Source organism: Xenorhabdus siamensis (assembly GCF_037996745.1).
In the GTDB taxonomy this organism is placed as follows: Bacteria; Pseudomonadota; Gammaproteobacteria; order Enterobacterales; family Enterobacteriaceae; genus Xenorhabdus; species Xenorhabdus indica.
The window spans coordinates 130,588-153,606 of sequence record NZ_JBBMXE010000009.1 but is presented as its reverse complement, the minus strand read 5'-3'; the positions used below and the strand labels follow the sequence as shown (position 1 = coordinate 153,606).

14 protein-coding genes, 1 pseudogene and 1 riboswitch are annotated in these 23,019 nt (G+C 44.2%); of the genes and pseudogenes, 11 read left to right on the top strand and 4 right to left on the bottom strand.

Annotation, left to right across the window (positions count from 1 at the left end):
• Window positions 1-223 precede the first annotated feature (223 nt).
• The 4 genes and pseudogenes from AAC852_RS09810 to thiB all read right to left on the bottom strand — a co-directional run bounded on the left by AAC852_RS09810 (window position 224) and on the right by thiB (window position 5,923).
• Window positions 224-2,571, bottom strand: a pseudogene (locus AAC852_RS09810) (DNA polymerase II).
• A gap of 58 nt (window positions 2,572-2,629) precedes the next feature.
• On the bottom strand, window positions 2,630-3,325 hold the full coding sequence (gene thiQ / locus AAC852_RS09805) for a thiamine ABC transporter ATP-binding protein ThiQ (protein ID WP_340620867.1): 696 nt from the start codon (window positions 3,323-3,325) through the stop codon (window positions 2,630-2,632).
• Complete coding sequence (thiP, locus tag AAC852_RS09800; RefSeq protein ID WP_340620866.1) at window positions 3,318-4,922, bottom strand: thiamine/thiamine pyrophosphate ABC transporter permease ThiP; 1,605 nt, start codon at window positions 4,920-4,922, stop codon at window positions 3,318-3,320. The genes thiQ and thiP overlap by 8 nt, the downstream gene beginning before the upstream one ends.
• Complete coding sequence (gene thiB, locus AAC852_RS09795; protein ID WP_422824282.1) at window positions 4,898-5,923, bottom strand: thiamine ABC transporter substrate binding subunit; 1,026 nt, start codon at window positions 5,921-5,923, stop codon at window positions 4,898-4,900. Before thiB ends, thiP begins: the two co-directional genes overlap by 25 nt.
• 132 nt (window positions 5,924-6,055) lie before the next feature.
• Window positions 6,056-6,161, bottom strand: a riboswitch (TPP riboswitch).
• Window positions 6,162-6,277: 116 nt separating this feature from the next.
• Between thiB and rppH the strand changes: the two genes are divergently transcribed.
• The 11 genes from rppH (at window position 6,278) to recB (ending at window position 23,012) form a co-directional block, all read left to right on the top strand.
• Window positions 6,278-6,808 carry an RNA pyrophosphohydrolase gene (gene rppH / locus AAC852_RS09790; RefSeq protein WP_038259852.1) on the top strand — a complete coding sequence of 177 codons (531 nt, stop codon included), beginning with the start codon at window positions 6,278-6,280 and terminating at the stop codon, window positions 6,806-6,808.
• Between the two features lie 22 nt (window positions 6,809-6,830).
• Entirely contained in the window at window positions 6,831-9,077 is a 2,247-nt protein-coding gene (ptsP, locus tag AAC852_RS09785) for a phosphoenolpyruvate--protein phosphotransferase (RefSeq protein ID WP_340620865.1), read from the top strand.
• Window positions 9,078-9,161: 84 nt separating this feature from the next.
• Window positions 9,162-10,067 carry a prolipoprotein diacylglyceryl transferase gene (gene lgt, locus AAC852_RS09780; protein WP_340620864.1) on the top strand — a complete coding sequence of 302 codons (906 nt, stop codon included), beginning with the start codon at window positions 9,162-9,164 and terminating at the stop codon, window positions 10,065-10,067.
• A complete protein-coding gene (gene thyA, locus AAC852_RS09775; protein WP_340620863.1) occupies window positions 10,064-10,858 on the top strand; it encodes a thymidylate synthase in 795 nt (264 codons plus the stop codon). The genes lgt and thyA overlap by 4 nt, the downstream gene beginning before the upstream one ends.
• 250 nt (window positions 10,859-11,108) lie before the next feature.
• Window positions 11,109-11,609, top strand: a complete 501-nt coding sequence (locus AAC852_RS09770; RefSeq protein ID WP_340620862.1) for a prepilin peptidase-dependent protein — start codon at window positions 11,109-11,111, stop codon at window positions 11,607-11,609.
• Window positions 11,606-12,244 carry a prepilin peptidase-dependent protein gene (locus tag AAC852_RS09765; RefSeq protein WP_340620861.1) on the top strand — a complete coding sequence of 213 codons (639 nt, stop codon included), beginning with the start codon at window positions 11,606-11,608 and terminating at the stop codon, window positions 12,242-12,244. Before AAC852_RS09770 ends, AAC852_RS09765 begins: the two co-directional genes overlap by 4 nt.
• A complete protein-coding gene (locus tag AAC852_RS09760) occupies window positions 12,237-12,698 on the top strand; it encodes a YgdB family protein (RefSeq protein ID WP_340620860.1) in 462 nt (153 codons plus the stop codon). Before AAC852_RS09765 ends, AAC852_RS09760 begins: the two co-directional genes overlap by 8 nt.
• Entirely contained in the window at window positions 12,695-13,066 is a 372-nt protein-coding gene (locus AAC852_RS09755) for a prepilin-type N-terminal cleavage/methylation domain-containing protein (RefSeq protein ID WP_340620859.1), read from the top strand. Before AAC852_RS09760 ends, AAC852_RS09755 begins: the two co-directional genes overlap by 4 nt.
• The gene (recC, locus tag AAC852_RS09750; RefSeq protein WP_340620858.1) at window positions 13,059-16,439 is read left to right on the top strand and encodes an exodeoxyribonuclease V subunit gamma; all 3,381 of its coding nucleotides are present in this window, start codon (window positions 13,059-13,061) and stop codon (window positions 16,437-16,439) included. Before AAC852_RS09755 ends, recC begins: the two co-directional genes overlap by 8 nt.
• Window positions 16,440-16,470: 31 nt before the next feature.
• Window positions 16,471-19,356: a pitrilysin gene (gene ptrA, locus AAC852_RS09745; protein WP_340620857.1), complete on the top strand. Its 2,886-nt coding sequence runs from the start codon at window positions 16,471-16,473 to the stop codon at window positions 19,354-19,356.
• A complete protein-coding gene (recB, locus tag AAC852_RS09740) occupies window positions 19,353-23,012 on the top strand; it encodes an exodeoxyribonuclease V subunit beta (RefSeq protein ID WP_340620856.1) in 3,660 nt (1,219 codons plus the stop codon). Before ptrA ends, recB begins: the two co-directional genes overlap by 4 nt.
• Window positions 23,013-23,019 lie beyond the last annotated feature (7 nt).

Genomic DNA, 23,019 nt, shown 5'->3' with positions numbered 1-23,019 from the left:
GTTAGATAATGTTATTTATGGTTGCAGGGTGGCTGCTTTTGTTGGATATCGATCATCATTGGTTATCGATAGGGTTAGTTTTTATGACTAGCTTTTCTGACTCGTTTCAGTGACACCTTTCATCACTTTTTTCGGAAAAAATAGGTCATAAAAGGGTCATTTCCCTTTAGAGGGACGTTATGTTAATTCAAGCTGAGCAAGTCGTCACCTGCAAAAATATCAATTAATCAAAAGACAGGTTCATTTGCCCCGCCAACAGCGTTATAAAATCATCCTGAAGAAATGGCAAGATAGCATTAGCAATCGGCATAACCTGTTTATTGATGTAGTGTTCATAATCTGGCGGTGAAGTCAGGTTTTCCAGTGGTTGAGGCCCGGATTGCGTGATGATATAGCTGATCCAACCGCCATTTTGATACTGCAATGGGCGATTTTTCCGCTGATTATACTCATCAGCCAGACGTGCTGCCCTGACATGAGGAGGAACATTGCGCTGATAGTAGCCAGCTTTCGACGTAGCCGTTTTCGATAAATCAGTCGCTTATCAAATTCACCTGCTAATGTGCGGGCGACATAATCACGAATATAATCCTGATAAGGTTGCTGATGAAAAATCAGGGAATACAGCTCTTGCTGGAATGTTTGTGCTAATAGCGTCCAGTCGCTTCTTACTGTTTCCAATCCTTTGAATACTATCTTGTTGCCACTCAAACCCGCATAACGTTTTTTACTGCCTTCCTCTGTGCCCCTTACTGTCGGCATAAGAAAACGCCGATAGTGAGTTTCAAATTCCAGTTCCAGTGTGCTTTCAAGATTGAGTTGGGTTCTGAGATGATCTTTCCACCACTGATTGACAAACTGTGTCAGCGAGTGACCAATCAGGCTGGCCTCTTTTTCGGAATGAGGGCGTTTCAGCCAGACAAACGTGGAATCCGTATCACCATAAATAACCTGATACCCTTGTGACTCAATCAAGTCGCGGGTTTGGTGCATAATCTGGTGCCCTCGCATCGTAATGGATGATGTCAGGCGTGAATCAAAAAAGTGGCAGCCTGAGGCTCCGAGTACACCATAGAAAGCATTCATAATAATTTTCAGTGCCTGAGCCAGTGGGGCATTCTGCTGTTTTTTTGCTTTATCACGCGCATACCAGATTTGCGTGACAATATCAGGCAGACAGTGCTGTGTACGGGAAAAAAACGCTTGCCGGAAACCGGGCACAGAATGTTTATTATCTGGATGGGCAAGACCTTCGACCATCCCGACGGGATCGATAAGGAAAGTACGGATAATGGAAGGGTAAAGGCTCTTGTAATCCAATACCAGCACCGAATCATACAAGCCCGGAAATGAATCCATCACAAAACCACCCGGACTGTGATCCGTGAAATCCGTTGGCTGAACAGGAGCGACATAGCCAATACGGTGCATTTTCGGCAGATAGAGATGGGTGAATGCGGCAACAGAACCTCCGGCCCGATCCGCAGCCAATCCTGTGACCGTTGCTCGTTCCAGTAAGAATGCGATAAGGTCTGCTTTCTCAAAAATGCGGTTGACCAGAATACAGTCCTGCAAATTGTAATGGGCGAGAGCCGGTTTATCTTCCTGAAAGCGACGGTTAATTTCATCCATCCGATCATAAGGGCTATCAATCGCTTTCCCTTCTCCCAATAACTCCTGAGCAACATATTCAAGACTAAATGAGGGAAAATTCCAGGTGGCTGTTTTCAGTGCATCAATACCATCGATGATTAAACGGCCTTCTGTTGATGCAAAAAAGTGTCCAGACTTAAAACTGTGCTCGCGCCATTCCAGCAAGCTACCACCTCGACCAAATCGCAGAGGAATGTTATAGCGTTCGCTGTGTTGCTGTAGCACCTTTAAATCAAATTGGATCAGGTTCCAACCGATAATGGCATCGGGATCGTAAACTTTTAGCCATTCATTCAGTTTTTCCAACAATTGTGGGCGGCTGGCAACATACTCCAGATTGAAATCCAGTTCTCGCTTTTCACCATTTTCCGGTCCTAGCATAAACACGGTTTTCTCACCACAGCCTGCTAAACCGATAGAATACAATTCTCCATGCTGGCTGGTTTCGATATCCAGAGAAACCCATTTCAAGTTGGGACGATAATCAGGATTCGGTTTCATCTGATAGCTCCCGTCTGGCTTTTGGTGAAACCAGACAGGCGCGGTAATAAAGCGTTCCATCATAAAACGATCCGGAGGTCGGATATCAGTTTCGTAAAGTGGTATTCCCTGCTCCCTGAAGACTTTCTCCCAATGTTGTAATTGACGATATTGCGAACAATACAAGCCGGAGACAGCTTGGCGATTAAAATCTTTCAGTGGTAATGTCTTGAACTCACAAGATCGCTCTTGAGTCAGCAGAGGCTGCGCTTTATGCAAATCACGTTGAGGGATAAAAGCGATGGCTTTTTGGTGAGGAATGATAACACGTCGGCTACCTTTATCTGTGGCTAACCAATACACCAATTCAATACCGGATGGTGTGTCTTTCCAATGACGGGATAGGATGAAGCCTTGTTCAACAGGATATATCTGCATAATATTTTGGTGTTAAGGCAATAACCTGAATTAAGGAAGTCGTGGCACACATAATCAATTATATTATCCCCAAAATCTCTGCTTCAGGCACTTCGCCCTTCACCAGTTTCTCCGTTGCTCCATCATAATGAATGGCTCCATCCACAATCAGCAGAGTGCGTGACGCTATTTTGGCAGCGTCATCAAGATTATGAGACACCATCAGCAAAGTGAGTTTTCGGTCACGACATACCTGATCCAGCAATTCCAGCATTTCATTACGTAAAGCAGGGTCAAGTGCTGAAAAAGGCTCATCCAGTAGTAAAACAGGTTGCTGGCGTACTAAACAGCGAGCCAGGGCTGCGCGTTGGCGCTGTCCACCGGAAAGCTGGACGGGCAGGCGATTCAAATATTCTGTCAGTGAGACTTGCGATGCAATTTGTTGCAACGTTTGTCGTTGTTGGACATTCAATTTAAGGCCGGGGTGTAATCCCAAACCAATATTTTGCTCAATGGTTAAATGGGAAAACAGGTTATTTTCTTGAAATAGCATGGATACCGGACGTTTGGAAGGCGCTGTATTTGTATGATTCTCCTTATCTAACCAGATATCACCACTCTTTGCGAATTGAAAGCCAGCCATTAAACTTAATAACGTGCTTTTGCCCGCCCCGCTAGGACCGAGGATAGCAATACGTTCACCGGCTTCGGCATTGAAGTCGAAACGCATAGCAATCTGCTCATAGGTATAAGTCACATTTTCAAGTTTAATCATGGCGTCGACCCGGTAATCGTTCAAGAACACTAAATAAAATAAAACAGAGAAGTAGTAGCAGGAATGCGGTCACAGCACCATCTTGACTGCGATATGCCCCGATTTGTTGATAAAGGTAGAAGGGCAGGGTACGGAAATTCTCGTCTCCAAATAATGCGACAACACCAAAATCCCCGACTGACAGCACACTGGCGAAAGCCAGTGCCTGCGCTAATGGGATTTTCAGTGCTTTAAGCTCAATCCAACGTAGGCGGTGGAGGCCCTGAATATTGAGAGAGAAGCATAGCGGATTATAGCGTTCAGCCAGATCACGCATTGGATTATCCAGCACTTTTAAAGCATAAGGAATTGCCATCAACGCATTGGTCAGGATAATCAGTTCATAAGGGGAATCCGGCAACCCAATAGTATTATTCAGCAGAATAAAAAAACCTGTCGCAAGGACAATACCGGGCATAGCAAGAATCAATAATCCACTGCTTTCCATTGCTTGTCCCCAACGGGATAAATGACGCAGGCGTAACTCACGGCTGCTCCATAACAGCATCATAGTCAGTAAAACACATAAGAAACCCGCACCTAGCGCGATAATGATGGAGGTTATGAAAGCCCGCCACAAAACGGGTTTACTGAGAACATCAAACACGGCACTGTTCAAACCATCCACAATGACGGCCAGCAAAGGCGGGAGCAAAAACAGTAATGCTGTGGTGATAAGCAATCCGTCACATAGTTTTTTTAGCCATGAATCCTGTGGATTACGCCATTGTTGTTGATGACCGTGCCCCACCGAAAGAACCCCTTTGAGCTTTTGGCTCAGCAAAACCAGACCAAGACAGCAAAAGAGCTGGATCAGCGCGAGCAGAGCAGCTTGACCGAGATCATAGTCATATTTAATCGCCTGATAAATAGCGAGTTCAATTGTTGTTGCAGAAGGACCTCCTCCTAATGCCAGTACCGCAGCAAAACTGGCAAAGCATAGCATGAAAATCAGTGCTGCCGTTGGCAAGATCTGACGGCGTAGATAAGGCCATTCGACAAAGCGAAAATGTTGCCATTCATTCATACCAAGCTGCGCTGCAAGTTGCCGTTGTTCTATTGCGATACCTTCCAGCGACTGAAGCAGTAATCGTGTTGCCATTGGCATATTAAAGAAAATATGCGCCAACAAAATACCTTGCAGGCCGTAAGGGGTAAAACGGTATTCAATTCCTATCCATTGGCAAAGATTAGCCAGCCAGCCAATACGCCCATAAACCGTCAGTATGCCAAACAGGGCGACTAAAACAGGAAGTACCAGCGTCATGGCGCATAGACGTAAAAAAAGCGTTCTGCCCGGAAAATGACGGCGATAGAGCGCCCTTGCCAGAAATATTGCAGGTATGACTGAGAATAAAGCAGACAAAAACGCCTGCCAGAAAGTAAAGCGAATGACATGCCATAGATAGTTGTCACTCAAAAATGTCTGCCAGTGGCTTTCAGGCGCGTTAAACCAAAGTGCCCCGAAAGCTGACAAAGCAATGAGAAGCAGCAAGCCGGAGGCAATTACCCCCGGCAGTAACCAACCCGCAATTAACGGCTTACAGCACTTTGCCATGTACGGATCCATTGTGTACGGTGTTTTGCTACTTCATCTGCATTGAATTGCAGTGATTTCGCAGGCACGGGCAGTTGCTTGAAAACTTCTGGCAGAGGTATGTCAATCACGGGATACATCCACTGGGTGGTCGGAATAGTTTGCTGAAATGCGGGTGAAACCATGAATTGCATGAATCTCTGTGCCAGTTCAGGCTGTTTGCTGGAAGCCAACTGGGCAGCGACTTCAATTTGTAAATAGTGCCCCTCATTGAATACAGCAGCAGCGTAATTATCTTTTTTCTCGGTTACGATGTGATAACCCGGTGATGTAGTATAGCTAAGCACCATATCCCCTTCACCTTTCAGAAATAATCCATAAGCCTCACTCCAGCCTTTGGTGACAGTCAGTGTTTTTTTGGCGATTTTCTGCCACTCCTGTGCAGCATTATCACCATAGATATCCTGTATCCAGAGTAAAAAACCTAACCCAGGAGTACTGGTGCGTGGATCCTGATAAATAATCTTCCAATTCTGGCGGCTGTTAATAAGCTCTTCCATGCTTTTAGGGGGATTAGGCAAGGTATTTTTGTTGTAAATAAAGGCAAAATAACCGAAATCGTAAGGGATAAAGGTGTTGTTATTCCATGTGACAGGCAATTTTAATTTTGTCGTATCAATACGGCTTGCAGTGAATAATCCAGTCTGTTGAGCAGCTTGGAGCAGGTTATTATCTAACCCCAGAACAATATCTGCCGATGCTTTTTTGCCTTCCATTCTTATACGGTTCAGCAAAGATACACCATCTTCCAGGGCGACGAGTTTCAATTCACAATCACATTCCGCTTCAAAAGCTTTTTTAATAATAGGGCCAGGGCCCCACTCAGAAGCGAATGAATCATAAGTGTAAACGGTTAATATGGGCTTTGCTTGTGCTGCCTGAGCAAAAGCACATGCAGAGAACGATAATGCACTTATCGCAATAAATCGCGCGATAAATCGGAAAAATAAATGCTTAAACACTTTGCTCTCCTGTAGTTATCAATAATCGTTATTAAAAATAGTTATTAACAGTAGCTATTAGCGCTCATAATTAAATGCGTTATCAGCAAATTGGTAAAAGATTTGAGAAAGTGCCAGATAAAATGACTATTTATAGAATAGCAACTCAAATCCCTACGCCAGTATCAGCCGGATCAGGTTCTACGGGTTTGTTCTCAGCGATGTTGCCCCGGCAACAATCGCACCCCGTTGAGATGACTGTATTGTAGAGACTTCGGTTGTGACTGCAAAGTCCCATCATAGAGGTTTACCGCTTAAGATGAGTGTGAAACAATTAGCTATCTTTTCAAATTCGTTTTATCGAGAGGTAGTCTGGTGATCGATGATGATGGCTACCGCCCGAATGTAGGAATTGTAATTTGTAATCGTCAAGGGCAGGTTCTGTGGGCCCGTCGTTATGGGCAGCATTCCTGGCAGTTTCCTCAAGGGGGCATCAATCCAGGGGAATCACCAGAACAAGCGATGTATCGTGAGTTGTTCGAAGAAGTTGGTTTAAATCGCAAAGACGTACGGGTTCTTGCCTCCACCCGTAGCTGGTTGCGTTACAAATTACCCAAGCGTTTGGTGCGTTGGGATACAAAGCCCGTTTGTATTGGGCAAAAGCAACGCTGGTTTTTATTGCAGTTGCTTTGTAATGAAACAGATATTAATGTGCAGCGCAGTAGTACACCAGAGTTTGATGGATGGCGTTGGGTGAGCTATTGGTATCCTGTCAGACAAGTTGTTTCTTTTAAACGAGATGTATACCGCCGTGTGATGAAAGAATTTTCTTCCATTGTGATGCCAATGCAGGAATCTACTTCACAACCCTATTCAACCTATATATATCGTCGTAGAAGAAGTTAGATAATTAAATTAGGTAATCGTTATGCTCATGCGCTTACGGGAAATAGTTGAAAAAGTTGCGATGGCAACAAATTTATCGGAAGCGCTTGGAGTATTAGTCAATGAAACCTGTTTAGCAATGAACACGGATGTTTGTTCTATTTATCTGGCAGACCATCAGCGTTGTTGCTATTACCTGATGGCTACTAAGGGGTTGAAAAAGCCAGAAAAACGCGTGATCAGCCTCTCCTTTAATGAAGGCGTTGTGGGTGAAGTTGGGCGTTTGTCGGAATTAATCAACCTTGCTGATGTGCGTGATCATCCTAGTTTCAAATATATTCCTCAAGTAGAAGAAGAAAATCTGCGGGCCTTTTTAGGGGCTCCAATTATTTATCGTCGCCAATTGCAAGGGATTTTGGTCGTTCAACAAAATGAACGCCGATTATTTGATGAAAGTGAAGAGTCCTTTATGGTGACACTTGCTATGCAATTGGCTGCGATCCTTGCTCAAGCGCAGACCCGCGGGCTGTTTGGTCAGTATCGCCAGACACGTATCAAGGCCCTGGCGGTTTCCGATGGCATTGTCATGGCTCAGGGATGGCAGGATTGTTCTCAGCCATCGCTCGAACAAGTATTTGAAGCATCAACACTGAATTATCAGGCTGAACGTTCTCGTTTGACCCAAGCCCTTGAACTGGCAACCACAGAATGTCGTCGAATAAGCAAACGATTTACCGCCAGTTCACAAAAAGAAAGTGCGGCTATTTTTGATCTCTATTCCCATTTACTGAACGATCCCAAACTTAAACAGGATCTGTTTCATTCCGTTGATAGCGGCTTTATCGCAGAATGGGCAGTTAAGACCGTGATTGAGAAATACGCAGAACAATTCGCCAGCCTGCAAGATGCTTATATGCGGGAAAGAGCCGCTGATTTACGCGCACTTGGGCAACGGGTATTGTTCCATCTGGATGATTCTTTTACTGGCAACAGCCAGTGGCCTGAACATTTCATTCTGGTTGCTGATGAACTCAGTGCCAATTTACTGGCCGAAATACCACAGGATAAGCTGGCTGGTGTCATTGTACGGGATGGGGCAACGCACTCTCATTCCGCAATATTGGTCAGGGCAATGGGAATACCTGCGATTATGGGCGCAGACATTCAACCAGAACTACTGCATAACCGGATGTTGATTCTGGATGGTTATCGCGGAGAATTTTTTATTGAACCAGAGCCACTGGTTGTTCAGGAATATCGCCAACTTATTGAAGAAGAGCAGATGCTTAGCGAATTGGCTGAAGGCGAATTGCAACAAAAAGCACGTCTTAAGAACGGGGAAAGAGTATTGGTTCAGCTCAATGCGGGTTTGAGCTTGAAATATGAGCAACAGATGGGCGATAGTATCGACGGTGTCGGGTTGTATCGTACTGAGTTCCCTTTTATGCTGCATAGTGGTTTTCCATCCGAAGATGAACAGAAAAACCGCTACCAAGAAATGCTCGCACTTTTTCCTGATAAGTCAGTCGTATTACGGACGTTGGATGTTGGCGCTGACAAAAACCTTCCTTATATGCCAATCAACGAAGAAAACCCTTGTCTTGGCTGGCGGGGAATTCGCATAACCCTGGATCAACCGGAAATATTTTTGATTCAGCTCAGAGCCATGCTGAAAGCCAATGTACAGACGGAAAACCTGAAAATATTGCTGCCGATGGTGAGCAGTATTGAAGAGATTGATGAAGCCAGGAAGTTGATCGACAGGGCAAAAGCAGAAGTTGAACGATCAGTGGCGACAACTATTGCGATGCCACAAGTCGGGATCATGGTAGAAGTTCCTTCCCTGATACTGCTGCTGCCACAATTGAAGAAACGGGTTGATTTTATCTCTATCGGTACAAACGACTTAACCCAGTATTTACTTGCGGTGGATCGTAATAATACACATGTCGCTTCTCTGTATGACAACCTACATCCGGCAGTAATCAGAGCCTTAAAACAGATTATTGATGAAAGCCGGCGTATTGGCTTACCCGTTAGTGTTTGTGGTGAAATGGCCGGTTTGCCAATGGGGGCGCTGATTCTGATAGGTCTTGGTTATCGTAGCCTAAGTATGAGTGGTCGAAGTATTCCGCGTATCAAGTACTTGCTGCATCATTTAGATTCGGACGAACTCAATCATTTTGTTAAAGAAATATTGGAGGCGGAAACCAGCCAACAGGTGAGAGAGATTTCCTCTGTATTTATGGAAACCCACGGTCTTGGTGGGTTGGTGCGTGGTGGCATTTAAGCACCCATGCTATTATTTACGATTATTTGTCTTAGGGCATTAACACACAAATTTATTCACACAACATATTATTAGTGGGGAACGATGAGCACTAGCTACCTGGCATTTCCTAATATTGACCCTGTCATATTTTCAATCGGTCCCGTATCTCTCCACTGGTACGGTCTTATGTATCTGGTTGGTTTTGTTTTTGCTATGTGGTTAGCAAATCGTCGTGCGGCAAAACCAAACAGTGGCTGGAATAAGAACGAAGTAGAAAACTTGCTGTATGCCGGTTTTGCCGGGGTATTCATCGGTGGACGCCTCGGTTATGTTCTGTTCTATAATCTGCCGATGTTCCTGAATAATCCTTTATATTTGTTTAAGGTCTGGGACGGCGGTATGTCTTTCCACGGAGGATTGGTTGGCGTCATTTGTGCAATGTGGTGGTTCTCGCGCAGAACTAAACGTCACTTCCTGCAAACTGCTGATTTTGTTGCGCCATTAGTTCCCTTTGGCTTAGGTATGGGGCGTATCGGTAACTTTATTAATGGCGAGTTGTGGGGGCGTGTCACGCTTGATACACCGTGGGCAATGCTGTTCCCAGGTTCTCGCAGTGAAGATATTGCACTGGCAACCACTAATTCCTCGCTATGGCCTATTTTGGAAAAGTATGGTGTCCTGCCGCGCCATCCTTCACAACTGTATGAAATGGTGTTGGAAGGTATTGTACTGTTTATCATCCTGAATTTATTTATTCGTAAGCCACGCCCGATGGGAAGTGTCTCAGGGTTATTCCTGATTGGTTACGGTGTATTTCGTATCATCGTTGAATTTTTCCGTCAGCCTGATGCTCAACTTGGATTATTTGAAGGGATCAGTATGGGGCAAATCCTTTCCATGCCAATGATTTTAGCGGGGATTCTGATGATAGTATGGGCATATAAGTGTTCCCGCAACAACAATTCTCGTAATAATACGCGAAACGATAAGGTACAAGAGGCAAAATGAAACAGTATCTGGATTTAATGAAAAAAGTGCTGGAAGAGGGCACAGCAAAAGATGACCGTACAGGCACAGGGACACTTTCAATCTTTGGTCATCAGATGCGTTTCAATTTGCAAGAAGGTTTTCCGCTGGTAACAACCAAACGCTGCCATCTCCGCTCTATTATTCATGAACTGTTGTGGTTTCTGAAGGGTGATACCAATATTCAGTACCTGCATGATAATAGCGTTACTATCTGGGACGAGTGGGCTGACGAAAATGGTGACTTAGGGCCAGTTTATGGTAAACAATGGCGCGCCTGGGGAGCAGCAGATGGTCGTCAGATTGATCAGCTAACCCATGTTATTGAACAATTAAAGAGTGATCCTGACTCCCGCCGGATCATTGTTTCTGCGTGGAATGTTGGCGAATTGGACAAAATGGCTTTGGCGCCATGTCACGCATTTTTCCAATTTTACGTGGCAAATGGCAAACTATCCTGCCAGCTTTACCAGCGTTCCTGTGATGTATTTTTAGGGTTACCCTTTAACATTGCGAGTTATGCTTTGTTAGTTCACATGATGGCTCAGCAATGTGATCTGGACGTGGGGGATTTCGTCTGGACTGGCGGCGATACCCATCTTTACAGCAATCATATGGCGCAGACGAAACTGCAATTGAGCCGTGAACCCAGAGCATTGCCAACGTTGGTTATTAAGCGTAAGCCTGCATCTCTGTTCGATTATCGATTCGAAGACTTTGAAATTGTAGATTATGATCCGCATCCAGGTATTAAAGCCCCGGTAGCGATTTAATTCTGCATTATTTTTTCCATCCCCTATTTGGGGATGGAAATATTAAATCGTTAATTTGTATAAATTTCAATCTTGTTGGTCATATTGTTGGGCTGGCTCGCAAATAGAATGTAACAGAGCAATATACTGATATTTCTCTTCAAATCCCCTCGCATAAATAAAAAATTACGCTTTTTATTTTCTCTCAAATTGAAGATATTTCCGCCAGCGAGAATTGAAACCAGTAAACAGAGAGATAGGCTGGATGCTGATGAGCGATAAATACACTAACAGGCAAAGCGGATTTACATTGTTAGAGTTAATGATAGCAATGATATTAATTTCAATAAGTTTGCTCTACGGATTGCATAGTTGGGTAAATTACCAGAGTGGCTTGCATTTGCAATCAGCCGTGCAGAATGTGTTGTCTTTTATGGAAAGGCAACAGGCTCTGGCGAATTATAGGAATCAGGAACGAACATTGTGGCTGGTGACAGGGCAATCTTGGTGTCTTGTTTCCTCAATTACCGTGAGCACAAATTGCAATGAAGGAGAACGGGTCAGTTCACCATATGATGATGTGTCTCTGGTATCAACAACCAGTAAGCGAATTGATTTTTATGGTGTCAGAAATACCGCGATGCCAGCCAGCTTTGTACTGGCAAATTCTGCCGGAGAAATAAGTATTGTCATTTCAGGGAGAGGGAGAATCAGGACATGCAGTAATCATCTAAATCAACTTCCTGATTGTGGGGGCATCAAAAACTCATGATATGGGCTATAAGTTGTTTCAGGCGAAACTGTTTCAGAGAAAATCAGTCAGGTTTTTCCCTGTTGGAAGTTCTGGTTGCTATGTTGATTGGCAGTGTGATTTTTATTGCGATGGCAAAGACCTATCCTGTTTTATCCGGCCAGATACTCGATCTCTATCGCCAATACCGTCTCCACTATCTGGTGAATCGGGTAGCTCATATGATGGAAAAAGATCTCAGGCGGGCAGGCTATTGTCAGGACAGTAAACGATGTAAAGGAGAAGCATTGGTAATTCAAAATAAAAATACCGAAGCCACCCATTCTTGTTTTATTGTCGCCTTCGATCTTAATTTAAATAATCAATGGGAAGAACCTGAACATGTTGCCTCTGAATTCTTTGGTTACCGATTAAATAATCGTGCTCTTGAATGGAAAAGAGGAGCAGGAAATTGTCAGGAAAATAACTGGGAACGGCTTTTTGATCCCAATGAAGTCACTATTGACGCTTTTCACCTTGAAAAATCACAGTCAAAAAATAGGCTGATATTTATAACATTGTCCATCAAAGCCAGTTGGATGAAATCTCCTTCTGTTGTTTATCACTACCAAACCACAATTCGGTTGCGCAACATAAGGAAATCACCTGGTGCATAACTTAAGGCAACAGCATAAAAACCAAAGAGGTCATGCTCTGTTAGTATCGATTCTTATGATGCTGACATTAAGTTTAATGATGCTGAAGGCACTGCATTACCAGCAAGAAAATGCCCTGTTGATGATGTTTGATGAACAGAAATATCTGAATGCTTTTCAACAGGCAGAGTCATCATTGGCATGGGGTTCAGTACAGTCATGGCCGCTTCATTCACGGGAGTTGGGGAGTTGGATCTGTTTACAGAAATCAGGATCTTATTTGCAAAGTTGCCTCAGGCGCTATCAGGATGATCTTTTCCTATTAAAGGGAATAGCATCGTTTTCTGCCGGAGAACATCTTGAACTTTATCAATGGATGAAACAGATGAAAGGTTCAAATCAGGATACACTTACTCCTGTTATAAGTGGTTGGTTGGATTTTTGTCCTGTTATACCAGTTGAATTTTGTTTATGAAAATATTTCGCAGGCATAAGCAGCAGAATGGCATTAGTTTGCCGGAAGTCATGGTGGCATCTGTCGTGTTTGCTGTCTCTCTGTTAGGTTTAATGCGTTACCATCAGGCACTGTTATCAAATTTCCAGCAGTATTGGTTACAACTTAAGGCAGTAAAACTGGCACATGAGCAGTTGGAACAATATGAGCCATTAAAAGGAAAGATGATTGGAGGTGAAAAGGGATCACAACAAGGGTGGGAAACTGAGTTTCGACAGGAATTTCATCCATTGGGGTGTTATCAGATAACGGTAACTGTGACAAAAAGCTATAATCCTTCAGGTAAATTAGAACGCTGGTTTTGTGCAAGCGGGAGCATTGATGTTTAAAGTTTATCATTCAAATCAACTCGATATTCTGAAAGAGTTGATGACGATAATTATCAGGGAAAACCCCCTCGCTAACCCATTTGACAAAGAAGTGATCCTGGTTCAAAGCCCCGGTATGTCACAGTGGCTGCAAATTCAACTGGCAGAGAAATTAGGGATTGCTGCAAACATGGAATTTCCTTTGCCGGCAACGTTTATCTGGCAGATGTTTACACAGGTATTGCCTGATGTTCCCAGAGAAGGGGCATTCAGCAAAGATGCTATGAAATGGAAACTGATGACACTTCTCCCCAACCTGTTAACTGAGCCTGAGTTTGTGGCACTCAGACATTATCTCGATCAGGATAATGATAAGCGTAAGATCCACCAGTTGGCTGGCAGGGTTGCTGACCTGTTTGACCAATATCTGGTTTATCGCCCTCAATGGCTGGAGAGCTGGGAAAGTGGGCAACTCGTTGATGGTCTAAGTGCGAATCAGGAATGGCAGAAACGGCTATGGATCGAGTTGACAGCGTACACGCATCAACTACAGCAACCTCTGTGGCATCGTGCTAACTTATATCACCGCTTTATTTCAACATTGGAAGGTGGAAATTTTCCACAGGAAAAACTGCCTTCCCGGATCTTTATTTGTGGCATATCTTCTTTACCTCCCACTTACCTGCAAGTATTCAAAGCACTGGGTAAGCAGATTGATATCCACCTGATGTTCACTAACCCGTGCCAATATTATTGGGGTGATATCCAGAATTACGCATTTCTTGCTAAGTTGAACAGCCGTAAACCCAGACATTACCGCAGCCAGCAATCGTTAGAACGGTTCAGAGATCCAGATAATGCGCAATCCCTTTTTAATGAAGAAGGGGAACAGAATCTGAGTAACCCTTTACTGGCTTCATGGGGAAAATTAGGCAGAGATAATCTTTACCTGTTGTCCCAGTTAGAACCGGATGCTGACATCCATGCTTTTGTTGAACTGGAGCCAGATTGCATTCTGCATCAACTCCAGCGGGATATCTTACATCTTGAAGATCATGCTCAAATTGGCTCTACCGAAAGCACATTTAAAAACAGTTTGAAGAAACGACAGATTGTCTGGGAAGATCGTTCTCTGTCTTTTCATTCGTGCCACAGTCCGCAGAGAGAAGTCGAGGTTTTGCAGGATCAAATACTGCGTCTGTTAGATGATAATCCTTCTCTGACACCGAGGGACATTATCGTCATGATGGCTGATATCGACAATTATACGCCCTATATTCAGGCCGTATTCGGTAACGCGCCGGATGAACGTTATATTCCTTTTGCCATTTCTGATCGTAAAGCTCGTCAGGCACACCCGGTATTACAGGCTTTTATTACCCTACTGGATTTACCTCAGAGCCGTTTTACAGCCGAGCAGGTATTAGCATTATTGGAAGTGCCTTCTCTGGCTGGTAAATTCGCAATTCAGGAAGATGGGCTACGTTTATTGCGGCGTTGGGTAAAGGAATCCGGTATCCGTTGGGGGCTGGATGATGACAATATTGAAGCGCTGTCATTGCCTGCCACCGGGCAGAATACCTGGCATTTTGGTCTGACACGCATGTTGCTAGGTTATGCAATGGATAGCCACGCAGGCCCGTGGAACGAAGTTTTACCTTATGATGAATCCAGTGGCCTTGCCGCAGAGCTGGCCGGGCAACTGGCTGAGTTTTTAATGGAATTAAATCGCTGGCGCAGGATCCTGAGTGAAGAGCAATCATTGACGGACTGGCTTAGTATTTGTCCACAATTGCTGGAAACCTTTTTTATTGCGGATAATGAAACCGAACTGGTATTGGCATTAATCACCCAGCAATGGCAGAAGGTGATTGAGAATGGTCTGCATGCACATTATGACAAAAAGATCCCCCTGATCTTACTGCGTGATGAGTTAGCTCTTCGTTTTGATGATGAGAAAATCAGCCAACGTTTTCTGGCGGGTTCCCTGAATTTCTGTACTCTGATGCCAATGCGCTCTATTCCCTTTAAAGTTGTTTGTTTGTTGGGAATGAATGATGGTATTTATCCACGAACAATCCCACCCCTTGGCTTTGATCTGATGACAGAAAAAAGCCAGAGAGGGGACAGGAAACGGCGTGACGATGACCGTTATCTGTTTCTGGAAGCACTGATATCAGCGGAAGAGTATTTGTATATCAGTTACATTGGTAAATCAATTCGCGATGATACAGAATGTAACCCTTCCGTATTGGTTAACGAACTGCTGGATTATGTTTGCCAGAGTTTCTGCTTGCCGGGGGATGAGATGCTCAATGTGGATGACAGTGCAAAAAAAGTCAGAAATCATCTGTTGCGGCAACATACGCGTGTCCCTTTTGCCACGGAAAACTTTCAACCCGATCATGAGCTACAAAGTTATGCGGTTGAATGGCTACCGGCAGCCAGTTTGCAAGGCATTTCCCCCGTTAATTTTGGTCAGCCGTTAGATTGCGATACTCGTGAGATAACAGAAGTGGCGTTGGATGATCTGGTTCGTTTTTATCGCCATCCGGTCAGGGCATTTTTTCAGCAAAAATTGAAAGTCCATTTTGTTATTGAAGAAACAGAATTACCTGAGGAAGAACCCTTTGTATTGGATCATTTGCAGCGTTATCAATTCAACCAATTATTATTAAATATTTTGCTTGAGCAGGGGCAACCTGAATCATTGTTTTATCACCTCCGTGCATCAGGTGGGTTGCCACACGGTGCATTTGGTGAAGTATATTGGCTGAATCAGCTTGAGGCGATGCAGCCGTTGGCAGATAAGGTACGAGAAGAGAGAATGGATCCTTCTTTCATAGCATTACACCATGAATTAGATGCTGTTACTCTGACCGGAAAAATTAACCAAGTTCAATCTGATGGAATTTTATGTTGGCGTCCGGCGAACTTAACTGCCAATGATGGTATCCAACTATGGATTGAACATCTTGCCTACTGCTTCTCAGGAGGAGAAGGTGAAAGTCGCATGTATGGGAGGGAAAACAGTGTATGGCATTTTTCACCATTGACAACCGATGAAGCTAAGAATCATCTGAATCAGTTGGTTGCAGGCTATTTTCAAGGAATGTCCGAGCCTCTTCCTCTGTTTTGCCGAAGCGGTTGGGCATGGCTGGAGGCTTGTTACGACAAGGAAAGCCAGCAGATCAATTTTAGTGAGGAAGCTCAGCAAAAAGCGGAAAGCAAATTAATGCAGCAATGGCTGGGAACACAAGGAAAAAAGGGTGAATTTAATGATGCTTATACTCAAAGGGCTTTCAGGCAGGTGGATCAATCATTTTGGGTACGCATGAAACGCGAAGTACAAAACTACTTGTTGCCTATGGCGTACTATTTAAAGAAGAAATAGCTTAAAGAAGAAATAGGGAGAATATTAGGTTATGCCTAAATATGTTATTCGCATCATGATGATGCTTTTTCTACTTTTCTGGGGAGAAACAATATATGCCGAATCGCTTTGGCAACCGTTACCGGAAACCATTCACAAAAGTGAGCGTGATTTCCGTGAATATAAAGCTATCCAACTGAAAAATGACATGACAGTTCTGCTGGTTTCAGATGAAAAAGCAGTTAAATCATTGGCGGCTGTGGCAATCCCAGTTGGTCATATGCAGAATCCAGATAATCAGCTTGGACTGGCACATTATTTGGAACACATGGTATTTATGGGGTCTAAACGCTATCCTCAGCCCGGCAGTTTTGATGGTTTTTTACAGAAACATGGAGGAAGCAGCAATGCCAGCACTTCACCCAACCGTACAGCCTTTTATCTGGAAGTTGATAATGGTTCTTTGGCAGAGGCGACCGATCGTCTGGCCGATGCACTTGCAGAGCCTTTGTTAGATCCTGAGAGTACTGATTGGGAGCGCCATGCCGTTGATAACGAAATGACCATTGCTCGTGCTGGAGAAGAGCACCGCATCTGGCAGATCCGTTCAGAAACCTTGAATCCGGCTCATCCGAATTCCCGTTTTGCAGGGGGAAATCTGGAAACCCTGAAAGATAAACCAGACAGTAAGTTACAGACTGCGCTGATTGATTTTTATCAGCATTATTACTCTGGCAATTTGATGAAAGGCGTCCTGTATGGCAATCAGCCGATAGAAAAATTAGCTCAGATTGCAGTGGATACTTTTGGCCGTATTCCGAATCGACAGGCTTCCGTCTCTGCTATTACGGTTCCGGCGATAACAGATAAAGAAAGAAATGTCATTATCCATTATGTGCCATTTAAACCTTATAAATCGTTGCAACTGGAATTCAGCATTGCGGATAACAGCGCTGATTTTCGTAGTAAAACCGATGCCTATATTGGCTATCTGATTGGTAACCGCAGTGAGAATACCCTATCTGACTGGTTACTGAAACAGGGGCTGGCCGAAGGGATCAGTGCCAGTGCCAGTCCGAAAACAGATGGTAATTCTGGTTCATTCAGTATTTATGTCACATTGACAGACAAAGGGCTTGAGCGGCGTGATCAAGTTATTGCGGCTATCTTTTCTTACATTAACCTGCTGAAGCAAAAAGGCATTCAAAAAAGCTATTTTGATGAAATGGCTAAAGTATTCAATTTATCATTCCAGTATGCCTCAATCGTACGGGATATGAACTATATTCAGTCGTTAGTTGATGCCATGTTACAGGTGCCTGTTTCCCATGTGGTGGATGCTTGCTATCTTGCGGATGAATACAACCCTCAGGCTATTGCCAGCCGTTTGGCTCAATTGACACCTGAAAATGCTCGCATTTGGTTTATCAGCCCGAAAGAGCCACATAACAAAGAGGCTTATTTTGTTCAGGCACCTTATCAGGTTAATAAAATCACTCAACAACAGCGTAATGAGTGGCAAAAACTGGAAAAAGGTATTTCATTCTCTTTACCAGAACTGAACCCTTATATTCCTGATAATTTGTCCCTGATTAAGACATCTGGCAGCCAGAAACATCCCAAAATGATTTTGGAACAGTCGAGTGTTCGTCTGCTGTATATGCCAAGTCAATATTTTGCCGATGAACCGAAAGCAAGCATCGCATTGGATCTGCGCAATGCTGATGGAGTGAAGAGCGCCAAAGAACAGGTGAGTTACGCGCTGTTGTCTTATTTGTCTTCTCTTGCACTGGATCAGCTTGGTTATCAGGCATCCGTCGGAGGTCTGACGATTACAACCGAATATACTGATGGGTTGCAAATCGGGGCATATGGTTATACCCAACATTTACCTAAATTGTTAACTTCTGCTATCAGCCAGTATATAGCATTTACACCAACTCCGGCTGAACTGAAACAAGCCAAGTCTTGGTATCGTAACCAATTGGAAATTGCTAATGAAGGCAAAGCCTATGAAATGGCAATGCAGCCAGTTTCTCGTTTATCCAATGTTCCTTATATTGAGCAGGCTGAACGCTTAAAGGCGTTGGATAGCATCAATGTTGATGATATTGTCAAATACCGTCATAAACTGATCCAGCGCTCTGCTTTACAGGCGGTAGTTTTCGGTAATCTAACCGAAAAACAGAGTATTGATATTGTTACATCCGCGCATCAGCAGCTCGCCAACCAGGGTACTGTGTGGTGGAGTGGTGAAAATGTCGAATTGAAGCGTAATTATGCCGTTAACTTTGAAGGCACTGCCAGTAGCACTGATAACGCGCTGGCGGAAGTCTACATTCCGACGGGATATGATCGCATTAACGGATATGCCTATTCTAATCTGCTGAGTAGTATTTTATCGCCTTGGTTCTATTATCAATTAAGAACAATAGAGCAATTGGGTTATGCGGTTTTCGCCTTCAATACAAGGGTAGGAGAACAATGGGGACTCGGCTTCCTGTTGCAGAGTAACAGCGAACAGCCTGATTACCTGCATCAGCGTTACCAGAGTTTCTATCAGCAAACGAAGAAAAAATTGCAGGCAATGTCTGATGCAAATTTTGAGCAGTATAAAACAGTATTGCTGACAGAGCTGCGCCAACCACCACAAACGTTTTCTGAGGAAGCATCCCGTTACGGCAGTGATTTTGGCCGTAATAACTTCAAATTTGATTCAAGAGAGAAAATGATTGCTTCCCTTGAAAAAGTGACGAAAGCACAATTAATCGAATTTTATGACAAAGCAGTCATGAAACATCAGGGTTTAGCACTGATTTCACAAATTACAGGGAAGAAAGGCTCTCTTCATCAATATGCAGAGTTGAAAGACTGGAAGACTTACCCGAATGTATCCGCTTTTCAGAAACAATTACCGGTTAAGGTGAATGCTCAGTGAGCACAGAAATACCCCGTAACATAACGTCTCATAAACTTAACCCGTTAACATTGCCGTTGCATGGTCAACGGCTGATTGAGGCTTCAGCAGGTACGGGAAAAACCTACACGATAGGTTTACTCTACCTGCGTTTGTTACTCGGATTGGGCGGCAATGCCGCCTTTTCCCGTCCGCTTAATGTTGAAGAGATCTTGGTTGTAACATTTACCGAGGCAGCAACGGATGAATTGCGTGGGCGTATTCGTGAAAATATCCACCAGTTGCGACTGGCATGCATTCGGCAGGATAACGCGGTGAATGATCCGGTTTATCAGCAATTGCTGGCAGAGATCCCCGACAGGCAAAGTGCGGCGAATTGGTTACTGGCTGCTGAACGTCAAATGGACGAAGCGGCAATTTACACCATTCATGGCTTCTGCCAGCGCATGTTGGTGCACAATGCGTTTGAATCCGGCATTTTATTTGAGCAAACGTTGATTCAGGATGAATACCCACTTCGAAAGCAAAGTTGTGCTGATTTCTGGCGGCGTCACTGTTATCCGTTATCGCTATCAATGGCGACGGTGATCAGTCAGGAATGGAGCGGGCCAGAAGCCCTGTTGGAAGATATATCTGATCATCTGCGAGGGGATATTCCATATATCATCAACGCGCCAGACGGTGATGAAACCTTAGTCAGCCGCCATGAAAGGATCATTGCTTTGATCGACGGGGTCAAACAGCAGTGGAATGAGGCTATACAGGATTTACAAGCGTTGATTGATAATTCTGGGGTAGATAAGCGTAGTTACAGTAAGAAGTATTTACCTAATTGGCTGAATAGTATTTCTGAGTGGGCTAAATCGCAAACCAGAGATTATCAACTTCCTAAAGACTTGGATAAATTTTGCCAGTCAAGATTGGAAGAAAAAACCAAAAAGGGTGAAGTTCCCCGACATCCCGTGTTTACGGCCATTGATGATTTATATCAACAACCCCTGACCTTACGCGACATCATCATCTCCAAAGCGATTGTTGAAGTACGCCAGTCCATCAATCAGGAAAAGCTGATGCGTGGGCATATGGGCTTTGACGACTTACTGACGCGATTGGATATCGCTTTAAAACGCGAAGGTGGAGAAAAACTGGCGGAAACCATCCGGCAACGTTACCCCGTTGCGATGATCGATGAGTTTCAGGACACTGACCCGCAGCAATACCGAATTTTTCAGGCCATATATCGCCATCAAGCGGAAAATGGTTTGTTGTTCATTGGTGACCCCAAACAAGCAATTTATGCATTTCGCGGGGCGGATATTTTCACCTACATTCAGGCGCGTGCCCAAGTGAGTGCGCATTACACGTTGGAAACTAACTGGCGTTCTTCCGCTCCGATGGTACAAGCGGTCAATAAGTTATTTTCCCATACCGATCGTCCGTTTCTGTTTGACCAAATTCCGTTTATTCACGTCAACTCAGCAGAGAAAAATCACGACCTGAAATTCTTGCTCCATGAGCAGGAACAAACAGCCTTGCAGTTCTGGTTCCAGTCTGGAGAGGGGGTTTCAAAAAGGGATTACGAACAGGGCATGGCACGATTGTGTGCTGCCCAAATCAGAGATTGGTTACTGGCAGGGCAGGAAGGGGGTGCACTATTGCAGCAGGGCGAAAAAAATCGGCCTGTTACGGCGGCAGATATTACGGTACTGGTGCGTAATCGCCGTGAAGCCGCACTGATTCGTGATGAGTTGAATGAATTACAGATCCCGTCTGTCTTCCTTTCTAATCGAGAGAATGTATTTGATACACCGGAAGCTAAAGACGTGCTTTGGCTTCTGCAAGCAGTGTTATCACCAGAAAAGGAACGTGTACTGAGAAGTGCATTAGCCAGTAGTTTATTTGGCTTAAGTGCCAGGCAGATTGATCAGCTAAACCATGATGAAACGGCATGGAATAAGTTGGTGGATGAGTTTGACGGTTATGCCCGGTTGTGGCGCTCACGGGGTGTTTTGCCGATGTTACGGGCAGTCATGGGGAAATACCGAATTGCAGAGAATCTGTTGGCAGGATATGACGGTGAGCGTCGTCTGACTGATATTATGCATATTAGTGAACTGTTGCAGGAAGAATCGTTGCAATTGGATAGTGAACATTCAGTAGTTCGCTGGCTGGCACAGCAGATTTCCCGCCCTGATCCACAGTTAGAAAATCAGCAAATGCGTCTGGAAAGTGATAAACATCTGGTTCAGATTTGTACCATCCACAAATCAAAGGGGCTGGAATATCCTTTGGTCTGGCTGCCTTTTATTTGCAGCTTCAAAAAACAGGAACGGGCCATCTATCACGATCGGCAGAATTTTAAAACCCATTTCAGTATCTTTGAGGATAGTGAAAAGCTGGCATTAGCCGATGAAGAACGGTTGGCGGAAGATTTGCGCCTGCTCTATGTGGCCTTAACGCGAGCGGTATATCACTGTAGTGTCGGTGTTGCACCATTGATTCAGGGTAATAAGAAAAAAACTGGGGATACGGATTTACATCTTTCCGCCCTTGGTTATTTGGTGCAAAAAGGGCAGAAAGGTGATGCTGAGTTACTAGAATGTAGCTTAAATGAACTCAAAGATGACAATATTCAGGTGATACCGATAAAAGATATTGGAGATGAAAGATGGGAGCCCAAAAGTGAAGATATGCTATTGCTGGCTGCCAGAAAATTCCGGCGTTCCATTCGTGATGACTGGCGGGTAACCAGTTATTCCGGCTTACAGAGTTCGGTGTCTCATAATTACATCAGATCTCAGGCTCATATCAGTGCGTTTGGCGAATCGGTAGAAGTGATTGTCCAATCCATTGCACCGAAACTTGATATTGACGTTCGTGGTGAAAAACAAGTTGAACCATCATTATTGATGACACCACATACTTTTCCGCGCGGAGCATCGGCCGGGACATTCTTGCATTCCGTTCTGGAAGATCTGGATTTCAGTTCCCCGCCGGATCAGATTTGGCTGGCGGAAAAGCTGACAACCGCAGGTTTTGATGAGCGCTGGGCATCAGTATTGCAGCAATGGATGACGGATATCCAGACCGCAGAGTTAAATGAACAGGGGATGCGGCTTGCTGATGTTCCACATTATCATCAACAAAACGAAATGCAGTTTTATCTGCCGGTTGATAATTTATTGCGTTCCAACGCATTAGATGCCTTAACTCATCGTTATGATCCCTTGTCAGCACAGTGCGCTCCTTTATCCTTCCATCAGGTCAAAGGCATGTTGAAAGGGTTTATTGATTTAGTATTTTGCTGGCAGGATAAGTTTTACTTGGTGGATTACAAATCGAACTGGTTGGGAGAGAGCAGCGAATCATACACTCAGGAAGCTATGGCCTCAGCCATGATAGAGCATCGGTATGATTTGCAGTACCAACTCTATACGCTGGCACTGCATCGTTATTTACGCCATCGGTTGGCGGACTATGATTATCGGCAGCATTTTGGCGGGGTGATATATTTGTTTCTGCGTGGCATTGATAACAATAATCCGGGACATGGTATTTATCGCTATCTGCCACCCGTTGAATTTGTTGATGCATTGGATGTGCTCTTTAGTACCGTCGATTGTCCTGTTGACTGTATAAACGACGACTGTGCAACTGATGAGGAACAAAGTGCATGAGTGCAGT